Here is a 25,314-nt window from a genome sequence, read left to right as displayed (position 1 = left end):
CTGTTCACTCCTCGACAGTGGTCCGCCTCTCCTCGCTAACCTTCAGAACGGCTGTACTGAAAAATTTCCGTTAGGTCCTTTTGCAGCAGCTGCTCTTGAGTGAGTAGGGCTAGGCAGCGCTTGGCAAAGGCTTCATCCGACTGAATTTTTTGCACCAAAAATTGCTTCACTGAATCTTCGGTAATGGCGGAGGCACCGTAAAGCTGAGACACCTCATCCGGCGATCGCTCCAGGTAGGCCTCTTGATCGGGAACTTCGTCGGCATAAACGACTTCCTGACTGGTCCATTCCCAGTCCACCCGCTGCAGCCAGAGTTTTTCGCCGGTGTAGATGGAATTAATATTCAGGGTCAGATCGTCGGTCACCCACCAGTAGTTTTCAGGATCGTCGTACATGTGACCGGCCACGCTGTTAGGAAGGGTGACATGATTGCCCGAGAAAGTACGAATATTCACGTTGGCGTTCTCGGTGGTGCGATAGGCCAGCCGCAGCCGCAAGTACAGGCCCTCCTTTTCGTACTTATTTTTGCGCGGCAGCAGATGATAGAAACTAATTGCCGCCCCTGCGCCGTAAATCTCAATCAATCCCTGATCGCGATCTAGGGTCCAATTTGGGCCATAAATTGCCGCATCGACGGCCCAAGCCGACCCACTTTGCCCCAGAACGTCCGTCTCCTCCGCAAAGTAGGGACGCGGCATCACAGTTTTTCGTACCCGGGGAAAAAATTCTCGTTGCAGGTCCATGGGTTATCCCCTCGCACAGTAATTCTTGTTCAGGTTAGTTACAAAACTTTAACCTGGAGTCCAATATAGTCTCTCTGGCAATACTGTCAAGCAAGAGTTTCGTGCCTGCCCCCTGGAGTTAATTGTCCGGCTGCAGGGCCGCCTCGAGGGCCGTGATTTCGCTCGGTGCTGGATCGGAACGGTGGGCTGTCACGGTCACCCCTATCTGAAAGGAAAAGAGACCTGAAAGAACCATGGCGAGTCCTGCCACGCTCAGGGGCAGGGACGGCGACCTGAGTCGACGCGCAGCCGCGGGGGCGATCCGGACCGCCTGACCTGGGTGCCCCGACTTGACACCGTTTGGTTCAAGCACGGTGATTGGCGGTGGCTGAGAAGCTATTGCGCGCAGGGCCGCCAGCATCTGGGTGGCAGAACCATAGCGATCGCAGGGGTCAAAGGCGATTGCCTTGTTGAGCAAGGCCTGCAGGGCCAGGCTGACCCCAGGCACCAGCGAGGTCCACAAAAACTGGCCCGTCTGCGGATGCAGGGGAATTTCGTGGGGCATTTTACCCGTCAACATACAAATGGCGGTGATGCCCAGACTGTACAGATCGCTGGCATAGGAAACCCGCTGAGCCACCTGTTCTGGGGAGACAAAGCCCTCGGTGCCGATGACCACCGAACAGGCAACGCCCTGGGAGGGGTGCACCGCTGCCTGGCCATGCTGTTTAACCGATCCAAAGTCAATCAGGACCGGACAGCGATCTCCATCGCGCAGGATGATGTTATCGGGCTTAACATCGCGGTGGATCACCTGATGGGCGTGGAGATATTCAAATACGGGTAAAAGCTGGCTTAGAATGCGAATTACCTCTATCTCGGGCATGGGACCCTGAGCAAGGCACGATCCCAGCGTTTGTCCCTCGATCCATTGCTGACTCAGGTAAAACTGCCCTTGATGCTCAAAATATCCATAGAGGCGGGGAATTTGAGGATGATCGAGTCGCTCTAGCACCGCCGCTTCCTCCTGGAACTTGCGTAGGGCAATCTGAAACGATGGCTGGTTGGGCAGGGCTGGACAGAACTGCTTAACCACGCACAGCCGCCGTGAAGGAGTATGGGTATCAACGGCAAGAAACGTGGTTCCGAAGCCGCCCTGATACAGAAGTCGATGGATCTGAAATCGATGCTGTAGTAACATAGCCCCTGGTTCTCGATCTTCTCTTGGGATTAGAATCCTGGAAGTTCGGCGCTCCGGCAGTGATCGCAGTCAGTCAAACCAGTGATAGCGTAGGAACCTCACCCGTAATTCTGGAGGAAATCGATGATGGTGGCCGGCGATCGCCCCTGGCGCAATGCACAGGGAATTCAACTCTGGCGTATCTTGCTGCTGGGTCTGTGGGGCCTGAGTCTGACGGCCTGCGCCCGCCCCGAAGCTTCCGTTGAGGCTGGAGAAAGCTTTACAGACCGCATGAGTGAGATCCATGGAACCGACAAACCCGAAGCCACCGAAATGGCCCGTCAGTCCCCGGCCCAGCCCGTTACCTCCCAAAGGGTGAAGTATGCAACGGTCAATGGCCAGCCGGTGGAAGGCTTCTTTGCCCAGCCCGTCCAGGCCGATCGCCCCTTGCCGGGAATCATTGCCATCCATGAATGGTGGGGCCTGAATGACAACATCAAGGCCGTCACTGAGCGCCTAGCCGGGGAAGGCTACAGCGTTCTTGCCGTGGATTTGTACGACGGTCAGGTGGCCCAGGATCCCGATCAAGCCCGTCAGCTGATGCAACGCGTGATGGGCCAGCCGCAGCCTGCCCAGGAGAACCTGCGGCAGGCCTATGACTATTTGGTCAAGGACAAACAGTCCCCCCAGGTTGGATCCATTGGCTGGTGTTTTGGTGGGGCCTGGTCGTTACAGACGGGGCTGCTGTTGCCTGATCAGCTAGATGCTCTGGTGATTTACTACGGGCGCCTGGAAACGGATCCGCAGATCTTAAAGCCCTTAACAATGCCGATTGCCGGATTTTTTGGCGGTCAGGATGCGGGCATTCCAGTGGCTGAGGTCAACGCCTTTGAGCAAACCTTAAACACGCTCGATAAACCCGCGGAGATTTATCTCTACGACGCGGCCGATCATGCCTTTGCCAACCCCTCGGGGAAAAACTATAATCCAGCGGCCGCCAACGATGCCTGGGAAAAAACTCTGGCCTTTTTTGCTAAGCACCTGAAAACCAGTCCATAAGACTCTGCTGGATCTGATCTGCCTGGGATTGGCGGCGAGCAACCAGCAAAATTTTCTCCAGGGAGGAATGGCGTTGCAGTCCCTGCGCGCACTCGCGCACCGCAGTTTGACTGGCCGCAGGTAGCGGGTAACCGTAAACACCGGTGCTGATTGCTGGAAAGGCAATGGAACGAGCATTATGGGCGATCGCCATCTGGATGGAGGCGCGATAGCAGGCCGCCAAAAGATCGGGTTCACCGCACTGCCCCCCTTGCCAAACTGGCCCCACCGTATGCACCACAAACCGAGCCGGAAGCTGAAACGCTGGGGTGATGCGAGCCTCTCCCGTGGGGCAGCGAACCCCCGGACGCACCTCCGGGACCGCGCGGCAGGCCGCCACCAGCGCCGCACCTGCCGCCGCATGGATGGCCCCATCCACACCACCGCCGCCCAACATCCGCTCGTTGGCCGCATTCACAATCACATCCACGTGAAGTTGCGTGATGTCGGCGGTGATCACTTGCAGTCGATCCATCTCAACCTCCTTCTAGGGCGGTAAATCGCTACGTTGCTCTGATATTAACGACTTCTTGCTCCAATTGACGAGATGCCTCATCTATCCTGAACATACAGCCCTCTGGAGATGCACCCTTCATCGCTGCGCGCAGAACTAGGAGGATCTATGGAGATTCGCGAATCGCTACGAACACCGGTTTGATTGGACCGCCGAGGTGGTGGCAATGGACAGAGCCTTGGATCTCCAGGCCGGTGACTCTTCCCGCAGATTAGCCTCAGATCTGCGATCGCCTCCTCCCCAGCGGGGCCGCAAGTCGGTGGGGCACAATCACGTGAGACACTGAAGAGGTTCAAGGGGGTGAAAAGTGAGGCAGGGATGCCTTCGCCGCAATGGCCAGACCGATTTAGTTGACAGAGAGATGCCATGAGCTTTCAGCGCAAAGTCGAAAGAGTCTTTGAAACGACCATCTGGAACTTCCGGTTCTTTGTGTTGCTGCCGACGATTTTTGGATTGTTTAGTGCAGTGCGATTTTTTGTGATCGGCACACTGGAGATTTGGGCCGGGCTGGTGCTGGAGTTTGATCTTCAAGATCCGGAAGGGGGAGTCACCAACAAAATTGTTTCCTATGTGATTGGGGGCATCGATTACTACCTGATTGGAATTGTTCTGCTCATTTTCAGCTTTGGGATCTATGAGCTATTCATTTCCAAAATTGATATTCGGTTTGAACAGGATATCAATATTTTGCTCAGTCAATCGCTGGAGGAGCTCAAAACCAAGCTGGTGCAGGTGATTGTGGTGGCGTTGATTGTAAACCTGTTCAAAAAGATGTTGGGGCTGAATGTGACGAGCGCGATTGAGTTAATTTACATTGCCGGAGCAATTTTGCTGATTGCATTGAGTAGCTTTTTACTCCAGTCACAGTATAAAAAAGTGAAGACCGGGGACCCCCAGGAAAGCCATCGGTCTGACATTTTTTAAGTTTGTATGCAATGCTGTGGAATTTCGGGGCGATCGCCTTATTTTAAATTTATTCCCCTTTTCGTCGTCAGTCCTGCCCTTTCCCAGTGAGTCTCCCCGTTCCCTAGTCAATCATGGATATTGATGATTGATCCGCCCTCCTCAATCGATGCACCGGTGCAGGATCTTGAGGTCCAGGTGAATTTATGAAAACAATTTTGTTTCTTGCGGCCAATCCTGATGATACCGCTGCTTTAAAGCTCAATCGAGAACTGCGCAACATTCAGGAGGAAGAACTCAAAAAATCAAAATACCGAGACGATTTTAAGTGCGAACGCAGAGACGCAGTGCGCTGGGAGGATCTGGAACGGGCAATTCTTGAACTGAAGCCACGCATTGTGCATTTTTGTGGTCATGGTGCGGGTCAAGCCGGATTGGTTATTGAAAACCAGCAAGGCCAGAGCGTTCTCCTGTCCGGAGAGATTCTTGCAGGATTGTTTAAGCAGGTTGCAGATACATTGGAATGCGTGCTTCTGAATGCTTGCTATTCTAAGGCCCAGGCAGAGGCGATCCAGGGGCATGTAAATTACGTCATTGGTGCCAACTCTACCATTGCCGATGCAGCGGCGATCGCCTACGCCAATGGTTTTTACCGAGCCTTAGGGGCAGGCCGATCGATTCCCAGTGCCCATGAAGCAGGCTGCCTGGAAATCCAGGTCCAGAGCTGTACCCTAGAAAAACCCCGCGATATTTTGGCTCCTGAGATAGAATCCCCAGAACCGCAGGCCGCCATCGCCTCTCACTTACCCATCCTCCTGATTAAAGACCCCCTTACTGCCTTTCCCGATTCCTTGCGGCAAGATGTCCAGGAAGGACTAGATGTTTTAGTGGGGCTGCTGTCGATTCCTGATGTCAATAGTAGGGTAACGCTATTTCAGTCAGAATTTAGCGCCATTTGCGCACAAATTATGTGGCTGAGATTCTACAAACAATTGCACGATCTGCTCCACCAAGTTGAAATTCAATATTACCGGGAACTGGTTAAGTCCGCTCGACTCTTTCCCGAGGATGACATTACCGTCACCACCTTTTATGAGTATGAATTGGCCCTGCGGGCGGTGATCCATGAGGCTCAGGCTATTGTTGTCCAACCCGCTTGTTCAGGATACGATTGCGCCTGGCTTGCAAAGCTAGAAGAAGCTTGTAATGAACTTCAGGCTGCTATCACCCAGTTGGACCAAAGACGGTTGAAGAAAACCATTTATCTCATGACCGTTCTCTTAGCCGATCAGCCAATTCGCTTAAATATGGCCTTAACCACCACCGCCAAGGCATTAAGATTAGCCAGTCTCGCTCAAACATTAAATCAACTCCACCAGGACCTGCTGATGCTCATCGCTGGCAATCCCAGTAGCTTGCAGCCCCTGCAAGCAGGCATACAGTCCCTCGAAAATCTCAACCAACAGCTCAATCACCTGATTCAAACCCACGACGGTTGGCAAACCCTTGACTCCATCCTGCGCCGTATTGAAACCAATCTAAACCGTGATACAGAGGAATTGGAGTGGTCCTGGACCGATATTAAGGAAAAGATTGCCACCCTCTGCCAACAGGACTCTGAGGCCGATCTCCTCCAGCTGCAACAGGCGGAGCAGAACCTAGACCAAGCCTTAGAGATCCAGAATCCCAGCAGAATTCGTCACTGCTTTTGGATTTACCGCCGAGTGGCACTCATGCGCTTTTCCAGCGTGGATCTGCGCCTCGTTAAATTCTGCGATGAATTGCAAAAAATTGGCCACACCCTTGAGTTAATCGTCACGAAAATCTCATGAATCATCCCGTCCCTCCCCCAGAGATCCCGGCGAAGGAGGTCTCTTTTCCCTCTTTTTCAGCCATGCGAATTGCTCATCGAGCCTTACTGCAAAAGTTCAACCGTATTGCCGCGCACAAGCCTCTCTTTTCTGAAATTAAGCGCTTTATCCTCCAAGGGCGGGAAACAGGAACCTTCCTCGATAACGATGAGGATCGCCTTGCGGCCCAGGGGTTGCTAGATTACTGGAATTCCGTTTTATTACGAGCCAACTGTGCCAGTCAGGACGTCTCTCTGGCAGAATTTGATATTGCCCTGGCCCCGCTTTTAGCGGATCAAGATTGCCCTTACCGGGGGCTCAACGCCTTCGGAGAAGGAGATGCCCCCTTCTTCTTTGGTCGGCGGCGAATGGTAAAAATGTTGTTGACTCGCCTCCAATCCCAACGCTTGCTTCCTGTGGTGGGATCCTCTGGCAGCGGAAAATCCTCAATTGTTCTGGGAGGACTTATTCCAAACCTTAAAGCGGGAGGATTGGATCACAGCGATCAGTGGCATTATTTCCCGGCAATGGTTCCTGGCAACGATCCGATTCGTAGTCTGGTGAAGGGCCTGTGTCCACCGGACCAAACTGAGTCAGGCTGGATAGAATCGCAGACTCTGCGACTGAGTCACCAGCCAGGGGACCTGCCCGACCTCATCCGAGAACTTTCTGCCCATCGCCCGGCAGTGTTGGTCATGGATCAGTTCGAAGAAGTCTTTACCCTCTGCCAGCAAGCCCATCGTTCCCCCTTTATTGACAGCTTGGTGGCTCTTCTAGAGGATGAAACGAAGCCCCAGATCTACCTAATTCTCACCATGCGGAGTGACTTTGAAAACAAGGTTGCCCTGCTCTCTAACTTTTATCAATTCTTTGAAACGGCCCAGATTCGGGTTTTGCCCCTCAATGCCGCTGAGCTTCGAGATGCTATTCAAAAGCCGGCGGAAAAGGTGGGACTCAAGTTTGAAGAGGGTGTGGTTGATCGATTAATTGCCGATGTGCTGGGAGAACCTGCTGCGTTACCTCTGCTCCAATTTGTGTTGCTGAAACTTTGGGAGCAGCGGGAGCAGAATGTTGTCACCTATTCGACCTACCAAAACCTCGGAGGAGCTCGGGAAGCGCTGGCCCACAGTGCAGATGAATTCTATAACCAGCTCATTCCAGAGGATCGGGAAACGGCCAAACGAATCCTGTTGCGGATGGTTCGGGTCAATCAGGGCTTAGAAGTCACCAGCCAGAGAATTGTGAAGGAAGACCTATATTCGATTCCGGACGATAATGACCGGATTGATCGGGTCCTGAGTAAGTTAGACCAGGTCCAACTGATCCGACAGTCGAGTCATAAAACGGCCAAGAATAATCAAATAGAGATTTCCCATGAAGCGCTCATTCGCAACTGGCCGCGATTTTTAGGGTGGATCGAGGACGAGCGAGTTTCGCTGCGGCGTCGGTCTAGTTTAAGCGCAGCTGCCGAGCAGTGGAAGGAACGCCAACGTGATCCCAACGTGCTGCTGCGGGGATCCTTGCTGGAAGAAGCGCAAACGTATACTGATTTAAATGATCTAGAATCCCGATTTGTGCAACGCAGTCAACAAGCTGCACAAATGAAAACCCGGATGCTCACAGGCGCGGTGATTTCGGTGGGGTGTCTACTGTTAGGGTTAAGTCTCTTTGCCACGTTTAAATGGCGAGAAGCTGAGGCCGCCCGCCAAAAAACCGACGCCGCTCGCAAGGAAGTGGAATACGAGCGCAATGAAATTCGGGGAGCCTTGGAGGCTCTGCAGAAGCAAACCGGTAAGATTGAAGAAATCAATCGGATTATTCAAGAGCTTGAGGCGAAACAGATTGAAGAACAGTTGGCCCTTGAGAAATTACAGGCCATGAACGCTAGTTTATTGCTGAGTTCCCAGGGGAGTCAGACGCCGCAACACCCGACTGCTTACAAGGTGACTGGCCCCACCCGCTATTTGAGAAATGTGCGTCAAGGGCCTGGCACTGACCACCCCGTTCTCTACCAGCTCAGGGGCAACACGCCGATTCAGGTTCTCGATAATAACGGGCGAGATCGAGGGAACTATCGCTGGTATAAGATTAAGGCTCCTGCGGGTTACTCTCAGGATGGCTGGATTGCGGCCCATTTGGTGGACGCGATCCCCTAAGGCAAGATCCAGCTTCATAAAATCTGTGTTTGCCTTGATCCAGGTGCGCGGCTCCTGGGTCCTGAAATTGGAGAGGGGCTGGGGGGTGGGCTTTCCCCTCAGATTTGCGTGCGTTAAGTTTGCACCCTTTTTAGGTGCGGTTGCCTGGATTTAATCCTGTGAAGGTTACAGAGCTGAAGCTGTGGGCCAAGTTCGGTAGCGTGCTAGTTGACGCAAACCGTCTGATCCATCAAGGGATTTTGCGCCTGGGAGGCATACCGGGGCAGGAGAATCGGGGCAGGAAAATTCGCCATGGCAACAGTAGGATGCACACAGGATTCCCAGGGAGAGTCCGAAGAGCAGATAGGCGATCCTTCTCCAGCGCAGAATGTTTAATTTACGCTGGATCTGAATCCTTTATCTTTTGGAGCCGCATCAGCATAAGGCAAACCGAAACCCATAGAAATCCCACTCCATAACCAGCGAGAACGTCTGTAGGCCAGTGAACTCCAAGGTAAAGGCGACTGAACCCAATTGCGACGATCAGCACCCCAGCAATGCCGTAAAATAGGAAGCAATAGGGGGGATAAAGATAGGCGAGGAGATGAGCCAGAAAGCCGTAAATCACCACTGAGCCAAGGGCATGGCCGCTGGGATAGCTGAAGGATTCTTCGGAAATCATTTGGGACCAAAGTTGGGGTCTGGGCTTATTGAAAATGAGTTTGAGTCCATAGCTCAGAACCACACCCCCCAACGCATTGAGGGCAAAGAACCTGGCTTCTAAACGATGGTGGCGCCATCGTAGAAAGAGGAAGACAGCGATCGCGATCGGCACGACGGTTTTGGGATCGGCCAGCCGCGTAATGTGGATCATCAGTGCATCCAGCATTGGAGTTGCGTGCTGATGTAGATACAGCAGAATAGCTTTGTCGAAGGCAAAGGCTTCTTGTTCTAACACTTCATCCGAAAGCTCAGCAAGAGCGTAGAGCACCAACAGGCAAATACTGAACCAGAGTCCACTGGCGCAGGACATGAGGACAGCCAGGGAAGAACGAATCCTGGTGTGCCAAAACCTAGTCAGTTGAGGGAGAAAACGCTTCATCATCACAGGGAAACGGGGACAGAGGATCTAACAACCCGTAGCTTGGGTAGTCTCAGTAAGGGCTTGGCCCACCCAGGGGACACCCTGCCGAAGGCCGGGAATCCCCCTAGAAAACCGGAACTGAGGCCAGTGAGCAAGGGGCAATCAATGAAGAAAACAACCATATCCACCCCTCAACACGGCTATTGGGGTAATGTCATGGATGATTCACTAAATTTCTTTGCCCTATTCTTTAGAGCCACCCCAAACATCGATCTACTGCTTAGAAGCAAGCTTAGGGATGGGCGTGCCTTGGGGGGCTCCCTTTGGGGAGTCCCCCCAGTCCTCTGAGTCCCCCTAGTCATCAAGGATGTCAATGGTTTCGCCATTGGCGCGGGTGATGCGATAGGCTTCGAGCTCGTTTTCATCCAGATAGCCAGTAACGCTCACTGTTTCACCTTCGGTCAGATTAGCGCGACGAAGGGGGCGCAACTCTGCTTCAACCCAAATTTTCCCAGTGCCGTCATCCAGGATAAAGTCATCTCCAGAAATGCGGGTGATTGTACCCGATAGGGTGGTGCTGTGCGGCGCCCGCGCGTCTTCGATACTGGTGTGGGTCTGAGCCAGGGTTCCGGTGGGCTTTAGGGGAACGTTTGCGGCCTGGCGAGTCCCTCGGCTGTCTGGACCGCTTTGAGTGAGGGCGATGGTGGGAATGGCGATCGCAGCGGCCAGCACCACCCCTGCGCCGATGAATCGTTTCTTCATGAGACACCTCCAGTAGATGTGAGAGACGCGAGATCCCCGCGGGATCACGCATGATCTAGGATGATTTAGTGTGACAGGCAAAAGTCACAGAAAAATATCAGTGGTGCGGGGGAGGCGAATCTCAAAGGTGGATCCAACCTCCGGTGCACTGGTGACGGTGAGGGTTCCTTGATGGGCCTCAACAATCTGTCGGGCAATGGCCAGTCCCAATCCAAAGCCCCCGGTCTGACGCGATCGCACCCCATCACAGCGATAAAAATGATCGAAGATATGGGGCAGATCGGCGGCAGCAATGCCGATACCGGTATCCGCAACGGCAATTACAATCCAGCGGTGCGAGGGCTTCAACGAAACCGTAATGGTTCCACCCGCGGGTGTGTAGCGACAGGCGTTGCTCAGTAGATTGGCGATCGCCTGCCGCATTAAATCAGACTCCACCGTTAAGTCCACCGGGGATGCCGGAAAGCTCGTTTGGAGGGTTAACGGTTTGGCCATGACCTGGGGGGCAAGGGTGTCCATGACCTGCTGCAGAAACTGCTGCCCATCGACCGTTTGCAGCACGTTAGCAGGTAAGGTGCCCGGCTGGCGAGCCAGAAACAGAAGCTGACTGACCAGGTGACTCATCTCTTCGGCCACGGCTGCAATCGTGGATAGCCGAGTCGACTGTTCTTGGGGATCAATGGGGTCCATCAGGCCCACTTGGGCGTTGCTGATAATGCCTGCTAGCGGCGCCCGCAGTTCATGGGAGGCCGCAGCGGTAAACTGCTGCAGTTGCTGATAGGACTGGCGAATGGGGGCCATGGCTCGTCCGCCTAACCACCAGCCCGTGAGCGCGATGGTCCCCAGCGCCACCGGCACCCCCAGGGTCAGAAAAATCTGGAGGTTTTGGAGGGGAACCTGGACGGAGGACAGCGAAGCCGCAATCTGCACATACCCCAGTAGGACATCGCCCCGGTACACGGGCAGGGTCAGCTGCCGTAATCGATCGGAGCTGTCTGGATCGGACAGGGTGACAAAGCCCATGGGGGCCCTGAGTTGTTCGGGAGGAAAGGGGCCGAAAAATTGCTGCACCTGTCGCTGGGAACTGTACCAGCGGGCAAAGATCAGGCGGGTCTCAAGCAGGCGAGAGTCTTGGCCCAGCAGGGGCACATCTTCCAGATCAACCTGCCGCTGCCCCTGATACTCAAGCTCTTCGAGACCCCCCATCATGGTTTGGCTGGTGGCATAGAGGGTGCTGTCAAAGTTTTGTAAGCGATCGCGGGCTTCTCGCAGATAAAGCAGCACCGCGAAAAGAATCAAGATACTGCCCATGGACAGCGTAAACCATTGGGCCAAGCGGCGGCGGCTACGATCAAACATCCAGACTACACCGTTCCCGGCTCCGCCAGACGATAGCCCATGCCGTAGATGGACTGCAGCCAGTCCTCAGCGCCTAGTGTTTGCAGGCGCTGGCGCAAACGGTAGACCAGGGTAACAATGGCCTTGCTATCGGGCACCCGATCCCATTCCCAAAGCGCCTGTTCAATCTGCGCGTGGGTTAACACCTGCCGGGGATAGCGCATCAGGTATTCCATCAGCTGAAATTCGCGGTTGGACAAGCGAAGGCTCTGATTCTGTCGCTGCAAAGTCAGGGTGTGACGATCGAGCTGTAAGTCTGCCAGGGTAAGGATATCCCCTTGCCAGAGAGGCGATCGCCGTCCCAAGGCCCGCACCCGCGCTAAAAACTCCGTTAGATTCACGGGCTTGACCAGGTAATCATCCGCACCCGCATCGAGACCAGTGACGCGATCGGCAATCGCATCTTTGGCGGTTAGCATCAGTACAGGTGCCACCTTTCCCCCTTGGCGATAGCGCCGACAAAGCTCAACGCCGCTGTAGTTTGGCAGCATCCAGTCTAAAATCAGCAAATCATAGTCGATCTGGTCCATTAAATCCTGGGCCATCGCCCCATCCTCCACCGCATCCACCCCATGTCCGGCCTTGAGGAGCGCAGCCTTGAGCGGATCAAGCTGAATGGGATCATCTTCAACCAACAAAATTTTCATTTGCGAACGCCAGGAGGAGGGGCTTTATCATCAATTTAACGTGTGAATTGCCCCTGGAATATCATGGCGAAACGAATCCTCCCCCTGCTTGGCCTGGAATTCTGGTTACCGCTTCCCCTGATCGGCGCTGGTTTCTGGCTGGGATCAGCGGGGCTCAGTCATTGGGTCATGGGTCAACCCGCTAGGGATCCGGAAAGACTCAGCACTCAGGTCCAGCCGCCGATTACGCTGTCCCTATCCCTGACGATTACCTCCCTGGATGCCGAGATTGATCGCGACTCAGGCAGAACCGAGGTAACCGTTCAAACCAGCGGTAGTGCGCTTCAGGAACTTGAGTTTGAATATCCGCTGGTTGAATTTACGGAGATTGAAGCTGCGATCGCCCATGAGCTGCATCTATCGCTGCCGACCATTCGCAGGCTCATCCGCTATCGCATTGATTCCTGAGGAGGGGCGAGGGGGGACGGTGGATGGAGGCCTCTCTTGGCCCTGTACGCTCCAGACTCTGTACGCTCCAAACCCTGCACGCCCCAGACCGAATATCCCAGTCTCTCCCTTCCGTTCAACGCAATAGCCACATCTGAGCCGTGCGAGCGGGGATCGCCAGCGTGCAATGATGACCGGATAACTGCAGTTCCTGGGGATGGATCAGGTCATGATATTGACCGGGGTTGGTCAACCCCCAGGTATTAAAGCTAACCTCCTGCTGAGTCCCGCTTTTATTAATGGCGACGATTCCTCGATCTCCCCTGCGAAACACTAAAACGACATCGTTCACCGCCAGAACCTGCATGGGTTGCCCATGGACTGCATTGTGGAAATGAATCATGGCAACAAGGTCAGGTCGTTTGTAAATCTCAAACCAGCGATCGCGATCCTCCGGGTGATGGGATTCATTGTGGTCAGAATATATCAGGGGAACTCCGCCATCGCGGCCCAGGATATAGGCATAGGCAAGATGCTCATCCTGGGGATCTAAGAGCCAAAATCGAAAGCCATCATTATGGGGAATATCGTGATTCACCACAAAGGTGACGGCGCGATTCCATGGCAGCGCGTTTCCCTGGCTCTGGGGATCGGCCAGGAGTCTTAGAGATCCGCCAAAGCGAAAGGCTTCCCGAATCGTTTGGAAGAGGGGAAAATCGTAGGCTGAGATCCAGGTTTCCCTTAAGAAGGGATCTAAAAAAATGTCCTCATCGCGATCGCTGCCGGTCAAAACCTCTCCAAACCAAAAGCGATCGCGCGACTGGGCTGGGTCTGCAATGTTATCAATCATGCGTTCAGTAATGTGCTTGATAGCGTCAATGCGAAAGCCGTCAAACCCCATCTCGATCAAAGCGCTCACCAAGTTCCGCTGTTGTTCCAGGACCCAATCCGCGTCTTTCAAGTCTGGAAGCCCCGACAGATTTTGAAATTGCACTGAATTGCGATCGGACCATTCATGGGGATCAATTTCACCGGCATGGTTAAAATCCCAGGGAGAGAAAAGACCATGGCTGAGATCCCCGTACAGCCGATTCTCTTCATAGAGGGCAGGGTGCTGCCGGTAGCGGGCCAGTTCAGCTTCCCCTGGAAAATTAAACCGATCGGGCCGGTCTTCATTGGCCATGTGGTTAATTACGAGATCGGCGTAGACCTGCAATTTAGGTAAACCACTGTGACAGGCAGCAATGAGGCGTTCCAGGTCGCGCTTGCCGCCCAAATAGGAAAGAAGGATGCGGTAATCCTTGGGTTGATACCGTTGCCACCATGGGGCGCCAGTCGGCTCAGTATAAACCGGTGGCGGAATTAAGATAGCCCCATACCCAGCAGATCGAATGGCGTCGAGCTTGTCGATAATTTCTGAATATCTCCAATTAAAGGCGTGAAGCGTAACATTATGCATAGCCATGGCCCCCAGTGAGCAGATGAAGGTGATAGCGCCAGATCCCAAGGAAGATCCCCTTCGAATTATACTGTGTCAATTTTTGCTCACGGATCCGGACCGCCCTGAGTCTGCTGGAGGGATCTACCCAGTTCCCCAATTATTCTGAACGGTCAAATCCTATCCCTTGGCAGGGGCGGGAACATTCTCGGAGGGAACCTTGTCAACCCCCAGGAGACAAAGGTTGTTACGATTCAATAATGCTTAATAAGAAATGTTGCAGGTTCTTGTTTCGGGTGCTAGGGTATGGCAGTGAAGTTATTCTGCTGGATTATTCGAATCTAGGAGGTCTAAAGTCCATGTCCTACATTCTCTGCAATTCTCTACGGCTTGTTTGATCTCAAATCCAGTGATCAGCAACGGCTCATCCAACAACACTACTGCTTTACGCTAAAATCCACTCTTGCAAAGCACGGATCGAATCTAAACAGCCTACCGTGTTTTCAGTCATCATCTGGATCCTCAACTCTCCCAAGGGCGGTCTGTTTGATGATTTCATCCTCATTGATCACTATTCGGTTCTCTCATGGCAGCTCAGGCGAAGCCCCCATTGACGGTTCCGAACCGGACCTGAGCGCTTAGGAATCTCGAACTTTAATCTCTAGTTTTCTCCATTCGTACGTTTGTTTGCGTTTCATGAGTGGTGAGTCTGGTCCGGTCTCAACTGTGGACCCGGAACCGTTCCTCCTCCCATGAAACCTCAATTGCGGAGGTATTTGACATGTCTTTTCAAGGTAAAACGGCTCTGGTGACCGGAGCGTCTCGGGGTATTGGTCGAGCCATTGCCCTAGCATTAGCCCAGCAGGGACTGCATCGCATCATTTTGGTGGCTCGAAATGCTCAACATCTCGCTGAGGTTGCGGCAGAGATTACGGATCTGGGTGTGGAGGCGGTCTCGCTGCCCCTCGATTTAACTCAACCTGTGGTTGTCAATATTGTCATTGCCCAGGCATGGCAACGACATGGCCCCATTCATCTACTGGTGAACTGTGCTGGCATAGCGCATCAAGTCCCCTTTTTGGAGGCTCATGTATCCCAGGCCCAAGAAGAAATTGCCCTTAATTTAATTGGAACTTACACCGTCACACGTCTAATTGCGAAGCGGATGGTTAGCAAGGAAGAAGGACGCATTGTCAATGTGTCTAGCCTGATGGGTAAACTAGCCGCACCCACAATGGCCACCTATTGCGCCACAAAGTTTGCCCTGCTTGGGTTTACTCAGGCATTGCGTAGTGAATTGGCAGCGCATAATATCCAGGTCATGGCCTTTCTGCCCTCGTTAACGGATACTGATATGACTCGCGATCTGAGGCTATTTCGCTGGGTGATTCCCATGACACCTCAGAAAGTTGCCCAGGCTTTCGTTGCCAGTTTAGATCGGAACACCGCTGAAATCCTGGTCGGCTGGCAAAGCCACTTGGCGGTGTGGTGCCATCGCATTGCCCCAGGTCTCCTAGCCTGGCTGATTCGGTTGGCAGCACCCGGTGAGGAGAAGCAAAATGCATCTCCTTTGGTTATGCGTCCTGCAGGAACAACTCACAGCTAGGTCTTGAAGATTGTGGGATGCGGAGATCCCCATTCTGGTTCGGCAATGAACCACCTTTCCAGGACTCCTCTGGCGAGGCTGTTCACTGTCGAGCCAAAACGTAAACCGTTATTTGTCTGACCCTCCATCTCTAAATCGACTGCCTTCTAAAGGTGTTGGGCGTTGTGCCATGTACTCGACGAAATTGTTTGCTGAGATGACTGTGACTGCTAAACCCACATTCCAAGGCGATGTCAAGAATGGCAAGGTTGCTATGTTTCAGGAAATATTTGGCGCGTTCTAGCCGCTGCTGAATCAGGTACTGATGGGGCGAAATCCCCATGGATTGCTTGAACATGCGGCCGAAATGAAAGGGGCTCATGTTCAGCAATCCTGCCAGATCGGCTAGCTGAATTTCCTCCGCCAAACTGGCCTCGATGTAGTTGAGAACTTGCCTGAGCTGGTAATCCGGTAATCCGCCCCGATAATCCGGCAACGAGGCTGGGACGGATCCATAGTGACGCAACAGTTGCACAGCTAGCACATTTGCGAGTGAGTCTAGATAGAAGGCCCCATTAGGATTACGTTCTGACGTGGCGGATTTTATTTTGAAGCAACTCTGCGATCAGTCCTCCCTCTACCAGACGCCAGGCTTGTCTTACTGAATGGGGCTGTCCAGGAGCAACCGCATTTGGGGTTTGCCCCTAGAAGCTGTTCTCCTCAGCGGAGGGTGCGGAAACTGCGCCCATGCATTCCCACACTCCAACCAGCACAACAGCAGGCGCAGGGGTTTGGCCATTCAAAGGTGATCCCCCCTACACTGGAAAGTAAGAATGGAATTCAAAACCATGACTCCCACAAAGTTACCCAGGGTTCTAGTGGCCGGCGGGACTGGATATATTGGTGGCGGTGTTTTGGAGGCGCTACACCAGCATGGTTTTTGGGTGCGAGCCCTCTGCCGCGATCCCAGTCGTCTCCGCGATCCATCCCACTGTGATGACATTTTTGTCGGCCATGCTACCCGTCCTGAGACCCTTGCCGGTCTGTGCCAAGGGATCGACGTTGTCTTTTCATCCATTGGCACCCGTTCCTTTCGCCGCACCCCATCCCTTTGGGAGGTGGATTATCAGGCTAATCTGAACCTCCTGGCGATCGCCAAACAAGCAGGCGTCAAGCATTTTATCTTTGTCTCCGTGGTGAAGGGGGCTGACATGGCCCGCCTCAGTCCAATTGCCAAGGCCCGCGAACAAGTGGCTCAGGCTGTCAAAACCTCAGGCCTGGACTACACCATCTTTGCTCCCACGGGCTTCTTCAATGACATGGCAGAATTTTTCTTCGCAGCTCAACGGCGGGAAAAACTGCTGCTGTTTGGGGATGGTACAGGGCGGATTAACCCCTTGAGTGCCCTGGACTTTGGAGAGGTGGTGGTTCAGGCCATCCGCCAGCCAGCGCTGAAAAACACGGTTCATGAGATTGGTGGGAGGGAAACCTTTACCCATCGTCAGATCGCGGAACTTGCCTTCCAATCTCTCCAGAAGGATCCTCACATCCAAACCCTGCCAGCCTGGGTCATCAGTCTGTTAGCGGCAGTCATCCGCCCGTTCAATCACAATGCCTATGCCTTGTTTAAGTTCTTCGAATTCATTGCTCGCACGCCCGATGCCACGGGAACAGCCATTGGATGGCGGCGTTTAGAGGATTTCTTTGCCCATCTGGCCCAAGGACTCTCTCTAGAGGACGCTGAGCGAGCTATTTCCCCGATCGCTCAGTGTCCCTCTCCTGAGGCCTTAACCTAACCAAACTCCTGATCATCCGCCAGGTCTCCCAGATACCCGAAAGCCCGAAGAGAGTTCTGATTTTCTGGCGATATCGTCCCAAAATTGGGTTGATTGAGCCATTGTTTTACTCCTGAACGGCTATTTTACTCCTGAACGCCAGGTGGTTTGGCGCGGCTAGAGGCGACTGTCTTAAAATTTAATCAGGGAATAAACCCAGAGACGATAAGCTCTTGATCTGCAAGCTAGCCTTTAAATTTTCACCATTATGTCAATCGCTTTCCCCTCGATCTAGACCCGGTCACCTCGTAACCCGACCCCCTGCCGTGCCTCTACGAGGAGAGGATGGGGAATTTGCTACTGTTCAGCAGCTAAATAAAGTTTGGCCAACTGACGCTTGCACAAATGACCCAGGGTTTGCATTGCCTGATCAATTCTGGGCGACCAGGGTAGACCACAATTGAGTCGTAAGCAGTTTCGATAATTGCCTGAGGGAGAAAACATAACCCCTGGAGCAATGGTGATGCCGTGGGAGAGGGCCTCCTCGTACAACGCCAGTGCGTCAAAGTTATCCGGGAATTGTAGCCACAGGATAAACCCGCCCTTTGGTCTTGTTACCTTGGTTTCGGAGGGGAAGTAGGAACAGATGGCCTGCGTCATCTGGGCAATTTGAAGCTGGAATACCCGTCGAATGTGCCGGAGATGACGGTCATACCCCCCGTTGGATAAAAAGGCGGCCACCGTTAACTGGGGAATGGGCGCTGTACTCAAATTCATGGACATCTTTAAGATTTCAATTTTGCTCTGATAGCGCCCTGGAGCGCTCCACCCAATGCGTAATCCTGGTGAAAGGGTTTTACTCACCGAAGCACAGTAAAGCACGATTCCTGATGTATCAAAGGCTTTTAGCGCCTTGGGTCGAGTTCCTTCAAAGTTTAAGTCACCGTAGATATCGTCCTCAATCAGCGGAATATCGTAGGCACTGAACAGTTTTACCAGCTGCCGCTTCTTATCTGAACTCATGCAGCTTCCCAGAGGATTATTAAAATTGGCGACTAAAACACAGGCCGAAATCTGATCCCGCTGTAGCGCCGATTCCAAGGCTGGCAATGAAACACCCTCTTGGGGATGCGTGGGCAATTCTAGAACTTTCAAATGGAGGGCATTTAAAACCTCAATGAGGTTGTAGTAGGCCGGGGATTCAATGGCCACGGTATCGCCAGGTTGGGTCACAGCTTGTAAGGACAACGACAGTGCTTCAGTCGTTCCATTGGTAATGACGATCTCATTGGGGCTCAGGGAGCAGCCGGCTTCCATGAGCCGACGTGCCACTTGATGTCGGAGCGCTTCGCAACCGGAGGGGACTTCGTAGTTATGCACCAATTGAGGCTGACTTCGAATCACCTGACCCATCAGGCGATTTAAGGCCGCCACTGGAAATAACTCGGTGCTGGGGATTGCAGCCCCAAGCTGGATCAAGCTTGAATCCCCTTTGCTAGCGTAGACCCGATAGGCGAGGGAAATTTCCACTGGCTGCTCAGAATGCAGGAGTGTCAATTGACTGGGTTCTTCAGGTGCTTGTGTTAACACTTGCTTGACGTAATAGCCTGACTGGGGCCGAGCACTAATCCAGCCTTGATCTTCGAGGAGTCGATAGGCCTCCAAGATGGTGGATACGCTCACTGATAACTGCTGGTGTAGTTTACGCACCGATGGGAGGCGATCGCCGGGTTGAAGCGTTCCTTCCGTAATCAGGTTCCGAATTCGCTCAGAGACTTGTTCGTACAGTGTCAGAGGTCGCTGCTTACTGGGTAGTTCAGGATTGATCATCCCCCTCTTCTCCTCAGCTCAAATTGGTGTCAGTACAATCAGCCTGTTTCACGAGCATAACAGTTGATAAAAAAAGGCTGTACTCATAACAATTCATCTTAGCTGTCTCTGGCTGACAATGCGGAAGTCGAGGAAGATTAAGGAACTAAAGAAGGACCCGATCCCGGATCGGCAGTAAGCACTATGAATTGTGAACGGATCTCAGTGCAGCCTACGTCGCTTATCGCTTCATGCCTCTCCCCATCCATCCACCCCAAGCGCGGGACAGGACTAGCCGGGGTCAGGGAGTACCTTAAAATGGCGATCACCAGCTTTATCCACAGCCATTCCGATCCCCAAATTAAGAAGCGTCAGGATCGCCACGGTAATACCTACTACCAAGTCTACGATCCCCAATCTAGACGCTCGACATCCTTTGGGTCGGAGGCAGAGGTGAGGTACTGGATCGAGCAGCGATACTCACGCTGAACCTAACTCTTCGGCCTTTAAACCCATGCCTTCAGCGAATATCTATCCCCTATTGGCACAATATAACCAGTGGATGAACCAAAAGCTCTACGGGTTATGTGCAGAAATCCCTGATCCAGTCCGCAGGAAAAATTTGGGTGCGTTTTTTGAATCTATTCACGGAACGCTCAACCATATCCTGTTTGGCGATCGCCGCTGGATGGAACGCTTCACCGGAAAACCCTTTGCGGGGCAGCTGCGGGAAGATCTCTATCGCAATTTTGACGAACTCTGGGATCAGCGAAAGATTACGGATTGTGAAATTCTGGACTGGAGTAAGACGCTGACTTCAGCTTGGCTTGATCAGCCACTCCAGTGGACAAGCAGCATGGATGGGATCACTCGCACGCAGCCTAAATGGCTGCTGGTTACCCATCTATTCAATCATCAAACCCATCATCGGGGTCAATTAACGACACTTCTAACGCAGCTTCGCTATGATCCTGGCTGTACGGATTTACCCTGGATGCCCAGATGGGTTGAGGCTTCGGAACGGGTTTAGCCATGCGATCGCATCCTTGCACCCAACCGGTCAAATAACTGAGGCTAGAAAGGGCAAATCCCCCTCGGAGTCTGATCCATGATCAAGCAGGTGATCGTCGTGCCCCATCATCCCAACTGGTCGCGCCAGTTTGCGCAGGAAGGTCAGATCCTTCGGGAGGAACTAGCCAATAACCTGGTCCGCCTCCACCATGGGGGCAGCACCGCCATTCCAGGCATTCACGCCAAACCCATCATCGACATTCTGGCAGAGGTTGCAGACCTTGACCGGGTCGATGCTCAAATTCCCCGTCTGACAACCCGTGGCTACGAAGCCATGGGAGAGTACGGCATTCCAGGACGGCGCTACTTTCGCAAACACAACGCAGTGGGCGTCCGCACCCATCATCTCCATGTGTTCTCAACCGGATCAGCAGAGGTTCTGCGCCATCTGGCCTTTCGAGATTATATGATTGCCCATCCTGAAGCGGCCCAGGCCTACAGCCAGCTCAAACAACGCCTTGCCGTGGCCTATCCCGATGATATTGAGGCTTACATGGATGGCAAAGATAGCTTCATCAAAGCGATGGAGCAAAAATCCTTGGAATGGATTCAACTGAATACATCTGATGAATCCATCTGAACTCTAACCCCCCTGAGATTTTGTTATGACTCATGGCCCTACTCCCGATACGCGCCATCCCATTACTGGCCAAACCCGCCTGGTGTATCTGAAAAACACGGTCACCAACCCCAATATCATCGTGGGGGACTACACCTACTACGACGACGTTGACAACCCCCAAAACTTTGAGCGCAACGTACTCTACCACTTTGATTTTATCGGCGACAAGCTGATTATCGGCAAGTTTTGCTGCATTGCCTCCGACGTAAAATTCATCATGAATGGCGGCAATCACCGCACCGACTGGCTCACCAACTACCCCTTTCCGGTGTTTGGGCAGGGCTGGGAGTCAGCCATGCCGGAGGAGTGGCCCCACAAGGGTGATACGGTCATCGGCAACGACGTATGGATCGGCTACGGCGCCACGCTGATGCCGGGCGTACAAATTGGGGATGGGGCGATTATTGCCAGCCAATCGGTGGTGACCCAATCCGTGGATCCCTACACGGTGGTTGGGGGTAACCCGGCTCGCGAGATTCGAAAACGCTTTGATGAGGACAGCATTCAAACCCTTCTCCAACTCCAATGGTGGCACTGGGATATCGCAAAGATCACCCGTCACCTTAAGGCTCTCTGCGGATCTGACTTGGACGCCTTGCGCCGTTTGCTTTGATCTCATTTCCACCCGCCAGTGAATCAGGAACACCTGGTGAGAGATCGAAGCCGATTGGATCCGCCGCGATCGCCACAGATTGTGATGGACCCCTGGTCACCGAAAAGGGGCGATCAGGCTACGCTGCCCAATCGCCTGCAGTGAGCTTTTCCCGACAGGTTGACCGAAAGAAGATCCCTGATGCTAGTTCGGACCGGGGACATTATCATCACTCTCGTCACCATTACAGTAGCCTCCATCCCAGTCAGAGTAGCAGGCCCACTTTAAATTTCCGTCAATATTGTAATTACACCAAGTCGATCCATCATTTTGCACCTGACAATCTTGAATACTGATATCTTGCACTGAGGAATTTTCCTTCAGCTTAAACCCGCGCACTGAATTCGGCTGCGTCCGTTCCAATCTTTGGATAAGTTGCTGATTGTTACCTTGATTAACTTTGACTTGACCGTAGCCAGGTAAGGTCAGACTGAGTAAAGACGTAATCACTGTAACAATAGTCCGGACACTTTTAAATTCTGAACGGTAGAATGAGGGTTTCAGCGTTTTAGCTCCAACGTAAAATCAAGGGTTTCAGGTTCTGTTTTCAAAACTGTCCGGAGTGTTGTGTAATAGACCCTAAAAATTGTAGTGGGTAGCGTTTTACTCTCATTACATTTCTCCAACTTTGATAGCAGCCTTCATACTTTACGGGAAGGATCGGTCAGGGTCTGTGTTGCGAATTAGGAGATTCTGGTGAAGTTCATCACAGAGAGGCGCGATGTTTGCCCTAGAGTAGGGAACCCTCATTTTTGCTTCGCGGCCCTCCCCCTCCCTGGAACCGATGCTTTGCAGGGGGCCAAAAAAGAGATAATAAATGAGATGGTGTAGGGGGCTCACAATTCAATGGGTAAGGTTGCAACTTGCCCACGCAACCCTGTCGGCAGCGTCAGTATAAAGACTTACACTCTATCATTAGAGGGCTACAAAACTAAAATCGCCCCTGGGAGACCGAAGCCGCGAAATGCAGACTTATAATTTAGCTAAAGAATTTTCTATTATAAATTTCAAGAATATCTATCGTATTTTTTCGCTATTATTAATTCATCTGTATGCGTCGAGTTTGGTATTAAAAGATACCAAAGTAATATCTAGTTGGGTACGAGACTATGTAGATTTCTCTCATTTTTAATACGGAAAATCGTGGTTTAATATTATGATTCAGCCTCCGGTTAGCGATATCGTATTTCGCACTCTTATACAGCATAGTACTGATATTATTACAATTTTAGATGTGAATGGGATCATTCTTTATGAGAGTCCCTCTGTGAAGGATATCACAGGATTTACCCCTGATGAATTGGAGAATCAAAGTGTATTCCAGTTTATTCATCCTGGAGACTTAAATGCAGTGATAGAAGATTTTCAGTCGGTTCTGAAGTATCCAGATAAAACACATACATCAGAATTTAGATTTATGACGAAATCAGGAGACTGGTGTTATCTAGAGGTTGTTGGGACAAATCTGTTAGAGGATCCAAATATACAAGGCATAGTGATCAACTCCAGAAATATCTCTGATCGTAAAGCCTTTGAAAGAGCGCTTGCAGAGAGTGAGGCTAAATTTCGTTCCTTAATCGAGCATAGTACTGATATTATTTTAATTGTTTCTAAAAATGGCAATATTTTTTATAGTAATCAGTCATTGAATTCAATTTTAGGTTATGCAGAAAATTCTCTCAATAGTATTAAAATTCAAGAATTAATTCACCCCCAAGATCTGGATCTATTTAACGAAAATATTTTGAATCTGAACAGGCATCATGGAAGCTCCCGGATCACAGAAATCCGACTGAAAAGTAAAAAGAACTCGTGGAATATCTTTGAAATAACAGGGATCAATTTGATTCATGACTCCTCAGTCAGCGGCATCTTGATTAATGCGAGGGATGTGAACCAAAGAAAACTAGATGAGCGCAAGCTTCAGTTTTTGGCTTGGAAAGATCCCCTTACAACCTTATTCAACCGTTCTTTTTTCTCGCAATCCTTAGAAAATCAGTTTGGTATACGAAAAAGAGATAAGTCTTATATTTTTGCCCTTATTTTTCTTGATTTAGATCGCTTTAAGCTGATTAATGATAGCTGGGGCCATGCTGCCGGAGATCAGCTTCTTCAGCAGGTCGCCCAGCGCCTTCAGCAGTGTGTGAGGCCATCTGATACGATTGCACGATTTGGGGGGGATGAGTTTGCGTTACTTCTAACCAATATTTCTAAAATTGAGCAGGTAATTCAAGTTGCTGAACGCATTAGTCGTATTTTGAGTCAACCCTTTTCCCTGGAGGGGCGGGAGGTTTATACTTCAGCCAGCATGGGTATTGCACTTTCCACGATCGATAGCCAAAAAAACCCAGAAGAACTCCTGCGCGATGCAGATACAGCACTTTATAGGGCTAAGGAAAATGGGCGGACACGATACGAAATTTTTGACGCTGAGATGCATCAGCAGGCTGTTAATTTTCTGAAGATGGAAACAGAGTTAACCAGAGCCATTGGCTCCGAGCAACTAGAGGTTCACTATCAGCCGATCATCTCTATCAGTACTGGTGAGCTAAGGGGAATGGAGGCTTTACTCAGGTGGAAACACCCTCATCAAGGCTTGATTTCCCCAAGCTTTTTTATTCCAATTGCGGAAGAGACTGGTCTCATTAATGCTCTCAGTTGGTGGGTACTCCAAACAGCAACAAAACAATTAACGCGCTGGCATACGCTCGGAGAAAAATATGCGGATCTATACGTAAGCATTAACATTTCTGCTCGTCAATTTAGAAGACCTGAATTAATGACTGAAATTCTTCAGTCGATTCAGGAAAATCACATTTCTCCCACTCACCTCTGCCTGGAAATTACTGAAAGTACCCTGATGCAAAGTCCTGACAACGCCGCAACATTGTTTTCACGATTAAAGGATATTGGTATCAAAATTTTTATGGACGACTTCGGGACAGGTTACTCCTCACTGAGTTATCTGCAAAGATTTCCTGTAGATGCGATTAAGATTGATCGTTCATTTATCAGCCACATTCATCAGGCTGGAACTGGTGCATCTTCTTCTAGCGATACAGAGATTGTGAGAGCCATTGTAACGCTAGTGAGAAATCTGGGTATTTACGCGATCGCAGAAGGCATTGAGCAGCAGAATCAGCTTGATCTATTGAAGGACATCGGCTGCGAATTTGGCCAAGGTTTTTGGTTTTCTAAGCCGCTAAATGCAGATCAGACCCATGAATTTATCTGCAATTATGTTTTTCCTTCCTTGGGACTGGAATCCACTCACTCTTAAGCAACTGAACGACTTTCCATTGAGTCATAGGCTTGGTGTAAAACAGAATGGGTCAAAGAGTTGGGATCAATGAAATAGGATAATTCTTCCTGCATCTGCTGAAATTCTGAACTATCAATAATCCGCTCAAGATGATCTTCATCTTGAATCTCAACTTCGCTGAAAACGTCAAGAGATTTAACGGAACCCAATAGCTTATTTCTATGACTCATCAGAGATGCTGTATTTTTTCGAAATGTTTGGTAGCGGATGACACCTGCCTGTTTTTCCCAAAATTTCATACCCTTTGAAGCGGCCCACTGCTGAAACTCTTCGAGTCGATTCACTTGAACTTGAAAGTCGTAGACAAAAAGTATCATTTGA

Annotated in this window: 24 protein-coding genes; 12 read left to right on the top strand and 12 right to left on the bottom strand. The window is 51.5% G+C overall.

From position 1 onward, the window contains the following. Positions 1-35 precede the first annotated feature (35 nt). On the bottom strand, positions 36-743 hold the full coding sequence (locus QQ91_RS13890; RefSeq protein ID WP_166275572.1) for a hypothetical protein: 708 nt from the start codon (positions 741-743) through the stop codon (positions 36-38). 118 nt (positions 744-861) lie between these two features. After that, positions 862-1,923 (bottom strand): serine/threonine protein kinase, encoded by a 1,062-nt coding sequence (locus QQ91_RS13885; RefSeq protein ID WP_166275570.1) that lies wholly within the window; start codon positions 1,921-1,923, stop codon positions 862-864. A gap of 123 nt (positions 1,924-2,046) precedes the next feature. Between QQ91_RS13885 and QQ91_RS13880 the strand changes: the two genes are divergently transcribed. After that, positions 2,047-2,961: a dienelactone hydrolase family protein gene (locus tag QQ91_RS13880; RefSeq protein WP_166275568.1), complete on the top strand. Its 915-nt coding sequence runs from the start codon at positions 2,047-2,049 to the stop codon at positions 2,959-2,961. Here the strand turns inward: QQ91_RS13880 and QQ91_RS13875 are convergent. Then, entirely contained in the window at positions 2,936-3,475 is a 540-nt protein-coding gene (locus QQ91_RS13875; protein ID WP_166275566.1) for an O-acetyl-ADP-ribose deacetylase, read from the bottom strand. The two genes, QQ91_RS13880 and QQ91_RS13875, sit on opposite strands and share 26 nt — an antisense overlap. 405 nt (positions 3,476-3,880) lie before the next feature. On the opposite strand from QQ91_RS13875, the gene QQ91_RS13870 reads away from it, so the two are divergent. From QQ91_RS13870 to QQ91_RS13860, 3 genes are all read left to right on the top strand, one after another. Further along, positions 3,881-4,438, top strand: a complete 558-nt coding sequence (locus QQ91_RS13870) for a YqhA family protein (protein ID WP_166275564.1) — start codon at positions 3,881-3,883, stop codon at positions 4,436-4,438. Between the two features lie 185 nt (positions 4,439-4,623). Then, complete coding sequence (locus QQ91_RS13865) at positions 4,624-6,249, top strand: CHAT domain-containing protein (RefSeq protein ID WP_166275562.1); 1,626 nt, start codon at positions 4,624-4,626, stop codon at positions 6,247-6,249. Continuing rightward, a complete protein-coding gene (locus QQ91_RS13860; RefSeq protein WP_166275560.1) occupies positions 6,246-8,423 on the top strand; it encodes an nSTAND1 domain-containing NTPase in 2,178 nt (725 codons plus the stop codon). The genes QQ91_RS13865 and QQ91_RS13860 overlap by 4 nt, the downstream gene beginning before the upstream one ends. Positions 8,424-8,799: 376 nt before the next feature. On the opposite strand, the gene QQ91_RS13855 is transcribed toward QQ91_RS13860, so the two are convergent. The 4 genes from QQ91_RS13855 to QQ91_RS13840 form a co-directional block, all read right to left on the bottom strand. Beyond that, on the bottom strand, positions 8,800-9,435 hold the full coding sequence (locus QQ91_RS13855; protein ID WP_250833358.1) for a phosphatase PAP2 family protein: 636 nt from the start codon (positions 9,433-9,435) through the stop codon (positions 8,800-8,802). Between the two features lie 405 nt (positions 9,436-9,840). Further along, positions 9,841-10,248, bottom strand: a complete 408-nt coding sequence (locus QQ91_RS13850; protein ID WP_166275558.1) for a NirD/YgiW/YdeI family stress tolerance protein — start codon at positions 10,246-10,248, stop codon at positions 9,841-9,843. Between the two features lie 84 nt (positions 10,249-10,332). After that, a complete protein-coding gene (locus QQ91_RS13845; RefSeq protein ID WP_166275556.1) occupies positions 10,333-11,607 on the bottom strand; it encodes a sensor histidine kinase in 1,275 nt (424 codons plus the stop codon). Between the two features lie 5 nt (positions 11,608-11,612). Continuing rightward, a complete protein-coding gene (locus QQ91_RS13840) occupies positions 11,613-12,293 on the bottom strand; it encodes a response regulator transcription factor (protein ID WP_166275554.1) in 681 nt (226 codons plus the stop codon). Between the two features lie 63 nt (positions 12,294-12,356). Between QQ91_RS13840 and QQ91_RS13835 the strand changes: the two genes are divergently transcribed. After that, positions 12,357-12,740: a hypothetical protein gene (locus tag QQ91_RS13835; RefSeq protein WP_166275552.1), complete on the top strand. Its 384-nt coding sequence runs from the start codon at positions 12,357-12,359 to the stop codon at positions 12,738-12,740. Between the two features lie 115 nt (positions 12,741-12,855). Here QQ91_RS13835 and QQ91_RS13830 read toward each other — a convergent pair whose 3' ends face one another. Continuing rightward, positions 12,856-14,178 carry an alpha-amylase family glycosyl hydrolase gene (locus QQ91_RS13830; protein WP_166275550.1) on the bottom strand — a complete coding sequence of 441 codons (1,323 nt, stop codon included), beginning with the start codon at positions 14,176-14,178 and terminating at the stop codon, positions 12,856-12,858. A 760-nt stretch (positions 14,179-14,938) separates the two neighbouring features. Between QQ91_RS13830 and QQ91_RS13825 the strand changes: the two genes are divergently transcribed. Continuing rightward, entirely contained in the window at positions 14,939-15,763 is an 825-nt protein-coding gene (locus QQ91_RS13825) for an SDR family NAD(P)-dependent oxidoreductase (RefSeq protein WP_166275548.1), read from the top strand. A gap of 130 nt (positions 15,764-15,893) precedes the next feature. On the opposite strand, the gene QQ91_RS13820 is transcribed toward QQ91_RS13825, so the two are convergent. Then, positions 15,894-16,286: a helix-turn-helix domain-containing protein gene (locus QQ91_RS13820; protein ID WP_250833357.1), complete on the bottom strand. Its 393-nt coding sequence runs from the start codon at positions 16,284-16,286 to the stop codon at positions 15,894-15,896. Positions 16,287-16,590: 304 nt separating this feature from the next. Here QQ91_RS13820 and QQ91_RS13815 point away from each other — a divergent pair, with 304 nt between their 5' ends. Next, complete coding sequence (locus tag QQ91_RS13815; protein WP_166275546.1) at positions 16,591-17,538, top strand: SDR family oxidoreductase; 948 nt, start codon at positions 16,591-16,593, stop codon at positions 17,536-17,538. A 336-nt stretch (positions 17,539-17,874) separates the two neighbouring features. On the opposite strand, the gene QQ91_RS13810 is transcribed toward QQ91_RS13815, so the two are convergent. Then, positions 17,875-19,347: an aminotransferase-like domain-containing protein gene (locus QQ91_RS13810; RefSeq protein ID WP_166275544.1), complete on the bottom strand. Its 1,473-nt coding sequence runs from the start codon at positions 19,345-19,347 to the stop codon at positions 17,875-17,877. A 297-nt stretch (positions 19,348-19,644) separates the two neighbouring features. Between QQ91_RS13810 and QQ91_RS13805 the strand changes: the two genes are divergently transcribed. From QQ91_RS13805 to QQ91_RS13790, 4 genes are all read left to right on the top strand, one after another. Beyond that, positions 19,645-19,815, top strand: coding sequence for a hypothetical protein (locus tag QQ91_RS13805; RefSeq protein ID WP_166275542.1), 171 nt, complete (start codon positions 19,645-19,647; stop codon positions 19,813-19,815). A 25-nt stretch (positions 19,816-19,840) separates the two neighbouring features. Then, positions 19,841-20,356 carry a DinB family protein gene (locus QQ91_RS13800; protein ID WP_166275540.1) on the top strand — a complete coding sequence of 172 codons (516 nt, stop codon included), beginning with the start codon at positions 19,841-19,843 and terminating at the stop codon, positions 20,354-20,356. A 78-nt stretch (positions 20,357-20,434) separates the two neighbouring features. After that, entirely contained in the window at positions 20,435-20,977 is a 543-nt protein-coding gene (locus tag QQ91_RS13795; protein WP_166275538.1) for a GrpB family protein, read from the top strand. Positions 20,978-21,002: 25 nt separating this feature from the next. Further along, complete coding sequence (locus QQ91_RS13790) at positions 21,003-21,632, top strand: CatB-related O-acetyltransferase (RefSeq protein ID WP_166275536.1); 630 nt, start codon at positions 21,003-21,005, stop codon at positions 21,630-21,632. Positions 21,633-21,815: 183 nt separating this feature from the next. On the opposite strand, the gene QQ91_RS13785 is transcribed toward QQ91_RS13790, so the two are convergent. Then, complete coding sequence (locus tag QQ91_RS13785) at positions 21,816-22,121, bottom strand: hypothetical protein (protein ID WP_166275534.1); 306 nt, start codon at positions 22,119-22,121, stop codon at positions 21,816-21,818. Positions 22,122-22,827: 706 nt separating this feature from the next. Between QQ91_RS13785 and QQ91_RS13780 the strand changes: the two genes are divergently transcribed. After that, a complete protein-coding gene (locus tag QQ91_RS13780; protein WP_166275532.1) occupies positions 22,828-24,951 on the top strand; it encodes an EAL domain-containing protein in 2,124 nt (707 codons plus the stop codon). On the opposite strand, the gene QQ91_RS13775 is transcribed toward QQ91_RS13780, so the two are convergent. Continuing rightward, positions 24,948-25,310, bottom strand: a complete 363-nt coding sequence (locus QQ91_RS13775) for a hypothetical protein (protein WP_166275530.1) — start codon at positions 25,308-25,310, stop codon at positions 24,948-24,950. The genes QQ91_RS13780 and QQ91_RS13775 overlap by 4 nt on opposite strands. Positions 25,311-25,314 lie beyond the last annotated feature (4 nt).

Origin of the sequence: Lyngbya confervoides BDU141951 (assembly GCF_000817775.3) — a bacterium.
In the GTDB taxonomy this organism is placed as follows: Bacteria; Cyanobacteriota; Cyanobacteriia; order Thermosynechococcales; family Thermosynechococcaceae; genus Lyngbya; species Lyngbya confervoides.
Note: the sequence above shows the minus strand (reverse complement) of the source record. Positions and strands in the feature narration are given on the sequence as shown.

What these genes read in the sequence shown, in the direction of transcription:
- QQ91_RS13890 (WP_166275572.1), bottom strand. Translation starts at nt 743, where the DNA reads ATGGACCTGCAACGAGAATTTTTTCCCCGGGTACGAAAAACTGTGATG.
- QQ91_RS13885 (WP_166275570.1), bottom strand. Translation starts at nt 1,923, where the DNA reads ATGTTACTACAGCATCGATTTCAGATCCATCGACTTCTGTATCAGGGC.
- QQ91_RS13880 (WP_166275568.1), top strand. Translation starts at nt 2,047, where the DNA reads ATGATGGTGGCCGGCGATCGCCCCTGGCGCAATGCACAGGGAATTCAA.
- QQ91_RS13875 (WP_166275566.1), bottom strand. Translation starts at nt 3,475, where the DNA reads ATGGATCGACTGCAAGTGATCACCGCCGACATCACGCAACTTCACGTG.
- QQ91_RS13870 (WP_166275564.1), top strand. Translation starts at nt 3,881, where the DNA reads ATGAGCTTTCAGCGCAAAGTCGAAAGAGTCTTTGAAACGACCATCTGG.
- QQ91_RS13865 (WP_166275562.1), top strand. Translation starts at nt 4,624, where the DNA reads ATGAAAACAATTTTGTTTCTTGCGGCCAATCCTGATGATACCGCTGCT.
- QQ91_RS13860 (WP_166275560.1), top strand. Translation starts at nt 6,246, where the DNA reads ATGAATCATCCCGTCCCTCCCCCAGAGATCCCGGCGAAGGAGGTCTCT.
- QQ91_RS13855 (WP_250833358.1), bottom strand. Translation starts at nt 9,435, where the DNA reads ATGTCCTGCGCCAGTGGACTCTGGTTCAGTATTTGCCTGTTGGTGCTC.
- QQ91_RS13850 (WP_166275558.1), bottom strand. Translation starts at nt 10,248, where the DNA reads ATGAAGAAACGATTCATCGGCGCAGGGGTGGTGCTGGCCGCTGCGATC.
- QQ91_RS13845 (WP_166275556.1), bottom strand. Translation starts at nt 11,607, where the DNA reads ATGTTTGATCGTAGCCGCCGCCGCTTGGCCCAATGGTTTACGCTGTCC.
- QQ91_RS13840 (WP_166275554.1), bottom strand. Translation starts at nt 12,293, where the DNA reads ATGAAAATTTTGTTGGTTGAAGATGATCCCATTCAGCTTGATCCGCTC.
- QQ91_RS13835 (WP_166275552.1), top strand. Translation starts at nt 12,357, where the DNA reads ATGGCGAAACGAATCCTCCCCCTGCTTGGCCTGGAATTCTGGTTACCG.
- QQ91_RS13830 (WP_166275550.1), bottom strand. Translation starts at nt 14,178, where the DNA reads ATGCATAATGTTACGCTTCACGCCTTTAATTGGAGATATTCAGAAATT.
- QQ91_RS13825 (WP_166275548.1), top strand. Translation starts at nt 14,939, where the DNA reads ATGTCTTTTCAAGGTAAAACGGCTCTGGTGACCGGAGCGTCTCGGGGT.
- QQ91_RS13815 (WP_166275546.1), top strand. Translation starts at nt 16,591, where the DNA reads ATGACTCCCACAAAGTTACCCAGGGTTCTAGTGGCCGGCGGGACTGGA.
- QQ91_RS13810 (WP_166275544.1), bottom strand. Translation starts at nt 19,347, where the DNA reads ATGATCAATCCTGAACTACCCAGTAAGCAGCGACCTCTGACACTGTAC.
- QQ91_RS13805 (WP_166275542.1), top strand. Translation starts at nt 19,645, where the DNA reads ATGGCGATCACCAGCTTTATCCACAGCCATTCCGATCCCCAAATTAAG.
- QQ91_RS13800 (WP_166275540.1), top strand. Translation starts at nt 19,841, where the DNA reads ATGCCTTCAGCGAATATCTATCCCCTATTGGCACAATATAACCAGTGG.
- QQ91_RS13795 (WP_166275538.1), top strand. Translation starts at nt 20,435, where the DNA reads ATGATCAAGCAGGTGATCGTCGTGCCCCATCATCCCAACTGGTCGCGC.
- QQ91_RS13790 (WP_166275536.1), top strand. Translation starts at nt 21,003, where the DNA reads ATGACTCATGGCCCTACTCCCGATACGCGCCATCCCATTACTGGCCAA.
- QQ91_RS13780 (WP_166275532.1), top strand. Translation starts at nt 22,828, where the DNA reads ATGATTCAGCCTCCGGTTAGCGATATCGTATTTCGCACTCTTATACAG.
- QQ91_RS13775 (WP_166275530.1), bottom strand. Translation starts at nt 25,310, where the DNA reads ATGATACTTTTTGTCTACGACTTTCAAGTTCAAGTGAATCGACTCGAA.